General features: G+C 79.0%; 4 protein-coding genes. 1 reads left to right on the forward strand and 3 read right to left on the reverse strand.

Annotated elements, in window-relative coordinates; genetic code table 11:
- Positions 1–73 precede the first annotated feature (73 nt).
- The 3 genes from AB0F71_RS29880 to AB0F71_RS29890 form a co-directional block, all read right to left on the reverse strand.
- A complete protein-coding gene (locus tag AB0F71_RS29880; protein ID WP_360240629.1) occupies positions 74–2,482 on the reverse strand; it encodes a tetratricopeptide repeat protein in 2,409 nt (802 codons plus the stop codon).
- Positions 2,483–2,787: 305 nt separating this feature from the next.
- Entirely contained in the window at positions 2,788–5,550 is a 2,763-nt protein-coding gene (locus AB0F71_RS29885; RefSeq protein ID WP_360240631.1) for a BTAD domain-containing putative transcriptional regulator, read from the reverse strand.
- Between the two features lie 85 nt (positions 5,551–5,635).
- Entirely contained in the window at positions 5,636–6,109 is a 474-nt protein-coding gene (locus AB0F71_RS29890) for a hypothetical protein (protein WP_360240633.1), read from the reverse strand.
- A 228-nt stretch (positions 6,110–6,337) separates the two neighbouring features.
- Between AB0F71_RS29890 and AB0F71_RS29895 the strand changes: the two genes are divergently transcribed.
- On the forward strand, positions 6,338–7,168 hold an 831-nt coding region (locus tag AB0F71_RS29895), incomplete at its 3' end, for an AfsR/SARP family transcriptional regulator (protein WP_360240636.1).

Consider the following 7,168-nt stretch of genomic DNA (forward strand, 5'->3'; position numbering starts at 1 on the left):
GGTCTGACCCAGGATCTGACCCTGATCTGACCGCGGGTCCGGCCCAGGACCGGCCGCCCGGGGCGGGCCGTCGCTACGGCGCGACGGCCCGGCCCGGGCGGCCGTCCGCGCTCAGGTCGGTGAGCGCCTCGGTGAGGATCTCACGGGCCTCGTCCGCCCGCCCCTGTTCGATCAGCGCGGTGCCCAGCTCGGTCAGCGCCTTGGTCATGCTGTCCGGGCGCCCGACCGCCTCGTAGTGCACCAGGGCCTGCCGGTAGGCCTTCTCGGCGGCCGGCCAGCGCTTCAACGCGGCCCGGTCCTGGCCGAGTTCGTGCGCCGTCATGGCGGCCAGCAGGTGCATCAGCGGCGAGGACCAGCGCTCCACCAGCTCCAGCGCACCGGCCAGCGCGCGGCGCCGGACGTCCACCGCCTCCTCGGCCCGGCCCAGCTCGCGCAGACAGGTCGCCGCGCCGCGCAGGGTGACCAGCCGTCCGATCATGGCGGCCCGGTTGTCGACCTCGGCGAAGGCGTCGGCCGCCCGCTGGTAGCTCTCGCTCGCCTCCCGGTGGCGCTGCAGGTGCCGCAGCCCGGAGCCGAGGTAGGTGAGCGCCCAGCCCTGCTGCTCGTGGTCGCCCAGCGCACGGGCCAACTCCAGCCCCTCACCGGCGAGTTCGATGCCGCGCTGGTAGCGGTGCAGGCAGGTGGTGTACGTCCAGGCCAGGTAGTTCACGTGCACCGCCTCGGCCTGCCGGTCGCCGCAGGCCCGGGCGGCGTCCACCGACAGCTGGAACACCTCGCCCCAGAGGTCCCAGCTCAGCAGCCGGTCGGAGAACCAGTGCATGGCCTCGGCGGTGTCGATCACCTCCCGGTGGCGGCCCTCCCGCTGGGCCCGGTACAGCGCGGCCAGCCACTCCGGGTGCTCCTCCTCCAGCCAGCGGGCCGACTCGGTGAGCAGCAGCGCCGGATCGTCGGCAGAGCCAGAGCCAGAGGCAGCTGCAGCGCCCGCGGTCGCCGTGTGGTCGGGGTCGAACCGCAGGCCGTGCCCGGCCGCCTCGCGCAGCAGCCGGCGCCCGGCCTCGGTACGGGCCTCGGCGACGGCCTCGGCCGACTCGTCGGCGGCCAGCCGCTCGCCCGCGTACAGCCGCACCAGGTCGTGCAGCCGGTAGCGCTCCGGGGTGGCGGGCTGCACCAGGCCGGCGTCGACGAGCTGCTCCAGGACCAGCTCGGTGCGCCCGGCCGACAGCCCCGCGTAGTGCGCCAGGACGGCCGCGGTGAAGTCCTGCCCGGCGGTCAGCGCGCAGCGCCGCAGCACCAGCCGGGCTTCGGCGGGCAGCCGCCGGTAGGACAGCTCGAAGGCCGGACGGACCGCCAGGTCCCCGGTCTCCAACAGGTCCAGGCGGCTCTCCTCGGCGGCGAGCTGGCGCGCCAGCTGGGCCACCGGCTGCTGCGGACGGGCCACCAGCCGCTGCCCGGCGATCCGCAGCGCGAGCGGCAGGTAGCCGCACAGCCGGGCCAGGTCGGCGGCGGCGGCCGGCGCGGCCTCGACCCGTTCCGGCCCGGCGATCCGGGCCAGCAGGGCGGTGGCCTCGACCGGGGAGAGCACGTCGAGCCGCAGCCGGTGCACGGCCTCCAGGCCGGGCAGGGCGTGCCGGCTGGTCACGATGGTGACGGCGGGGCCGGCCCCGGGCAGCAGCGGGCGCACCTGGCTCTCGTCGACGGCGTCGTCCAGTACCAGGACGAGCCGGCGGTCGCGCACCAGGGCGCGGAACAGCCCGGCCCGCTCCTCCGTCCCGGCGGGTACCTCGCCGTCCTTGACCCCGAGGGCGCGCAGCACCTGGCCGAGCGCCTCCCGGGCGGGCAGCGGGGTGGCGGCCGTGCCGCCGAGGTCCAGCGAGAGCTGGCCGTCCGGGAAGGCCGGGGCGAGGGCGTGGGCGGCGTGCAGGGCGAAGGCGGTCTTGCCCAGGCCGGGCTGACCGCTGATCAGCACCACCCGGGGATGGGCGGGCCGCCGGTCCGCGGTGAGTGCGGCGAGGTCGGCGAGGGCCTGTTCGCGGGCGGTGAAGTCGGCCAGGTCACGCGGCAGGGCGAGGGCGCCGGGCACCGGCGGGTCGGTGCGGGGCTCGGGGCCGAACGGTGCCTGCCCCGGGGCCGTACCCGGTCCGGGCGCCCCGGCGGCGCGCGACGGCCCGGCGGAGGGCCCGGCGGACGGCCCGGCGGGGACGGCCGACAGGCCCTGCGCGGGCACCTGCCGCACGCCCCGGGGCCGGCCGGACTGCGCAGCCCGCTCCAGCGCGGCGGTCTGCGGGCCGTCCAGGCCCAGCGCGGCGGCCAGCGCCTGCACGGTGCGCCGCTGCGGTCCTCGGGTGCGGCCGCGCTCCATGTCCCCGAGGGCGCGCAGGCTGACCCCGGCCGTGGCCGCCAGGTCCTCCTGGGTCAGCCCGGCCGTCACCCGGTGGCCGGCCAGCAGGTGGCCGAACTCCCCGGTTCCGCTCGCAACCGCCATCTCCCCGCCCCGCCCCCTGGTCCGCGCTCGCGCAGTTCCGCCGCAGTTCTGCCGGGCCGCGCGCCGGGCAGTTCGTCTCAGGCAGAAGTATGCCCCGTGGGACGGACCGCGCGTACCCGGCCGCGGCCTGCGGGGATGCCCGGGACGCGGGCTCCCGGCGGGCGGATCCGCCCAGCGGAACCGCCTGTAGTTCCGCCTGCTCCGGTCGGCCGGGAGGCAGTTGTGCTGGTGGTGCTCCCCCTCGACCACCCCGACCCGAGGCCCCCAAGGCCCCCCTGACCGCCCTGAGCCGCCCTGACCGCCCCTCAGCGTTCCCCCGCGGCCAGCGCCCGTTCCCGCCGTCTGGCCTCCGTCCCCTCGACGCTGCGGCCGAACGCGAAGAGCAGGTCGGCCAGCAGCCCGTGCGAGCGCGCCTCCACGGCCGGGTCGCCGACGGTACGGCCGAGGGCGACGGCGAGCCGGGCCGAGGACAGCGCCGCGTCCCGGCGGCCGAGGGCGTGCAGGGCGCGGGCCCGGCCGTGGGTGGCGAGCACCGCCGCGCGATCGGTCCGGGCCGACCCACCGGAGTCGGAACGCTCCGCGCCCGGCCGGGCGGGGTCCGAACGCCCCCGGGCCGTACGGTCGGTGGCGAGCCGGACCGCCTCATCGGCGTGCGCCAGCGCCCGGTCCGGGGCACCGACCCGCACCAGGGCCTCCGCGAGCTCGGTGAGCGCCCCGACCAGCAGGTGCCCGGCGGCCGGGGCGCGGGCGGCGGTCACCAGCTCGGTGAGCAGCGGCACCGCCCGGTCGTACTGCCCGGCCCGGGCCAGGGCGGCCGCCACCCGGCGGCGGCAGTGGTGGCGCAGCAGCGCGTCCCCGGCCCGGTCGGCGGCCGCGACGGCGGCCCCGAGCTGGTCCAGCGCGGTGCGGTGGGCCGCCCGGTGGACGTGCAGGACGGCCAGGTCGGTGCCCAGCCGGGCGAGTGCCGCGTCGTCCCGGGCGGCCTTCGCGGCGCGCAGCCCGATCTCGGCGACGGCCCGCCGGTGCGCCCGGTCCTCGCCGCCGGTGTCCCCGGACAGTTCGTACAGCCGGCCGATCCGGTGGGCGAGCTGCCAGGCGGCGCCGGTGCGCCCGTACTGCTCGGCGCACAGGACGACGGCGCGCAGCGCGCTCTCCTCCCGGCGGAACCAGGCCGCCGGCCGGGCACCGCCGTCGCCACCACCATCGGCGCCGTCGCCGCCGCCCCCGCCGTCGCCGCTGCCGTCCGGCCCCCAGGGGGCGGTGAGCTCCAGGTAGTGGGCGATCAGCCGGTCGAGGGCGCCGAACCGTTCCTCGCAGTCCAGTTCGGCGGCCTGCCCGGCGGCGTAGCGGCGGACCAGCTCGCGGCGGGCGTAGTGGCCGGGTGCGGTCTCGGCGAGCAGGTGGACGGCGTCGAGCGCGGTCAGCAGGGTGCGGGCGGCGGCGGGCCGCAGGTCGGCGAGCGCGGCGGCGGTGGCGGTGTCGATCACCGCGCCGGGGTGCAGTCCCAGCAGGGTGAACAGCCGGGCGGCGGCGGGCGGCAGCTTCCGGTAGGTGCGGTCCAGGGCGGCGGTGATGCCGCTCGGGTCGGGCCCGCCGCCGACGCCGGCCAGGGCGGTCAGGCCGGTCTGCTCGTCGGCGAGTTCGGCGGCGAGGTCGCCCGGCGTCCAGTCCGGGCGGGCGGCCAGCCGGGCGGCGGCCAGGCGCAGGGCCAGCGGCAGGCGGTCGCAGCGGTCGGCGAGTTCGTCGAGTTCGGCGGCGGTCGGCGGGGCGGTGGCGGGGCGGTCCGGGCCGAGGCCGCGGGCGAGCAGCGCCCGGGCGTCCTCGGCGTTGAGCGGGCCGAGCGGGAGCGCCAGGGCGTCCTCGTGGAGCAGCAGTTCGCGCAGCCGGTCGCGGCTGGTGACGACGGCGACCGGGCCCAGCACGGAGCCGGCCGTCGCGGGCCGGCCGGGCAGCAGCGGGGCGAGCCGGGGGTGGTCGGCGGCGTCGTCCAGCAGGATCAGGATCCGGCGGTCGGCGAGCAGAGTGCGGTACCGGGCGGCGCGTTCCTCCAGCCCGGCGGGGACGGCCTCGGGGTCGACGCCGAGGTCGGTGAGGAACCCGGCCAGGACGTCCGCGGGTTCGCGCGGCCCGTCCGGCTGGGTGCCGCGCAGGTCGGCGCGGAGCACGCCGTCCGGGAAGCGCTGCGCCGCCCAGTGCTGGACGAGCGCGGTCTTGCCCACTCCGGCCGGGCCGGTCACCAGGATCGGACGGCCGGTCCGGGCGGCGACGGCCAGGGCCTCGTGCAGGCCGGCGAGTTCGGCGGCGCGGCCGACGAAGCGCCGGTCGGGCGGCGTGTGGCGGGCCAACTGCTCACCGGCCAGCCGCAGTTCCGGCCCGGGCGGGCCGGGCAGCCGGGTCAGCGCGAGGTCGTACCGGGCCCGGGCCTCCAGCCCGCGACCGGCCTGTTCCAGGCACTGGACCAGCCGGGCCGCCAGCGGCTGGCGGCCCGGGTGGGCGTCGGCGGCCTCGCCGAGTTCGGCGACCAGTTCCCCGCCGCGGCCGGCCAGCAGCAGCCGTTGTGCCAGCCGGTCCAGGGTGCGCAGCCGCAGGTCGGTGAGGTCCGGGAGGGTGCGGGTGCGCAGCAGCTCGGAGCCGCAGTCGGCGAGCGCCGGGCCGCGCCACAGGTCGAGGGCGGCGCGCAGCAGCGGGACGGCCGGGTCGTCGGCGCCGAGCCGGGCGGCGGAGCCGGGCAGCAGCACCCCGGCCCGGTCGTGCAGCGCGCCGAAGCGGACCAGGTCGACCCGGTCCGCGTCGCCCTCCAGGACGTACCCGCCGCCGCGGGTGCCGAGCACCAGCCGGGGGTCGTCCAGGCGCCGGCGCAGCGCGGCCACGTGCCCCTGGAGGGCGGCCCGCGCGGTCGGCGGCGCGGCGCCGTCCCAGACCAGTTCGATCAGTTCCTCGGCGCCCACCGGCTGGTTCAGCCGGACGGCCAGCGCCGCCAGCAGCGCGCGCCGCTTCGGGGCCGAGGGGGTGACCACCGTGCCGTCGGCCCGCCGGACCGTCATCGGCCCGAGCAGCTCGATCTCCATGCTCCCCTTCCCGTCGGGGGTCGTCGGCTCCCGGTGCCGCGCCGTCGCCCCCGTAGGGAAGGACGACGGGGCGGACCGGCGCGGTTCAGTTCCCGGGCCCGTCGTCCGGCCCGCCCGGGGCCGGTTCGCGGTCGGCCCAGGCCGGTACGGTGCGGCGCTCGGGCCCGGCGAGGACCTGGACGTCGTACGGCGCGTACGCGTTGCCGTGGTCGCGCACGGTGTAGCCGGCCGCCGTGAGGATCGCGATCATCGCGGTGGCCATCGCCGTCCGGGCCTCGCCCGACTGCCGGACCGCCGGGGTCTCGCCGTCGGCCAGCCGCGCCTCCTCGCCGGCCCGGCCGCGCAGCCGGGGGCTGACGTGCCAGCTGACCAGCACCTCCGGGTCCGCCGCGCCGAAGTGCTGGTTCCAGGTGCTGACCCGGACCTCGGCGCCGGTGGCGAGGCCGAGGTCCAGACCGGGGGCCGTCACCGGGAGCCCGGCGGCGGCGAGTTCGTCGCGGACCCGCTGGGCCAGCCGCTCGTACCGGGCGTTCACGTGTCTCTCGGAGTGCTCGTCCATGCCCGCACGCTATCCGGCCCGGGCACCGCCGCGGCAACCGGCGGCCGCGGACCGCCGCGGGGCCCGCGAAGGCCCCAGGCAACCATCCGGCCCCTCCTTGGACTCTGTACCCCTGGCGGCCCGCGCGGCGACGAGCGTCCGGGCACGAACCGGGCCGGTGCGCGCAGGACGACTGCTCCGTCCCGGGGGTCGCCGTCGGGTCTCGGGTGAGGTGAGGTGGGGGTACGGGTGCGGATTCGGCTGCTCGGGCCGGTGGAGCTGCGGCTCGCGGCGGGCGGTCTCGCCACGCTGGCGGGGGCGCAGCGGCGCGCGGTGCTGGCGCTGTCGGCGCTGCGGCTGGGGCAGGTGGTCGGCATGGACCAGTTCTGCGAGCTGCTCTGGGGGGAGCGGGCGCCGGCCAGCGCCCGGGCGGCGGTGCAGGGACACGTGGCGGCGCTGCGCAAGGTCCTCGCGGACACCCCGTTCGAGCTGCACACCCGGGCCCACGGCTACCTGTTGAGCGGGCCGGCCGAGGAGGTGGACGCGCTGCGGTTCGCCCGGCTGGCCGGCCGGGCCGCCGACCGGGCCGACCGCGGTGCGGACGGCGAGGCGGTCGCGCTGCTGGAGGAGGCGCTGTGGCTGTGGCGCGGGGAGGCGCTGGCGGACCTGCCGGACACCCCCCTGCGGGCCGCCACCGCGGAGCAGTTGAAGCAGTCCGCGACGGCGGCCCTGCTCCGCTGGGCCGCGCTGCGGCTGGGGCAGGGCGCGGGGGCGGCGGCGGTGCCGCTGCTGGAGCAGAGCGTCCGGCGAGACGGGCTGCGCGAGGAGCTGGTGGCGCTGTTGATGCGCTGTCTGCACCAGGCCGGACGGCCGGCGGAGGCGCTGAGCGCCTACCACCGGACCAGGCTGCGGCTGGACCGTGAGCTGGGCATCCGGCCGGGGCCGGCGCTGCGGGCGGCGTTCGCCGAGGTGCTGGCGGACGACCGGCCGGCGCCACCGGCGGTGCCGGGCGCGGCCGGCTGCCCCGCTCACGGTCCAGCCGCAGCCTGGTCCGGTGGTAGGCGCGCAGCGCCTCCGCCG

Source organism: Kitasatospora sp. NPDC028055, from assembly GCF_040637885.1.
Taxonomy (GTDB): Bacteria; Actinomycetota; Actinomycetes; order Streptomycetales; family Streptomycetaceae; genus Kitasatospora.

What these genes read in the sequence shown, in the direction of transcription:
- AB0F71_RS29880 (WP_360240629.1), bottom strand. Translation starts at nt 2,482, where the DNA reads ATGGCGGTTGCGAGCGGAACCGGGGAGTTCGGCCACCTGCTGGCCGGC.
- AB0F71_RS29885 (WP_360240631.1), bottom strand. Translation starts at nt 5,550, where the DNA reads ATGGAGATCGAGCTGCTCGGGCCGATGACGGTCCGGCGGGCCGACGGC.
- AB0F71_RS29890 (WP_360240633.1), bottom strand. Translation starts at nt 6,109, where the DNA reads ATGGACGAGCACTCCGAGAGACACGTGAACGCCCGGTACGAGCGGCTG.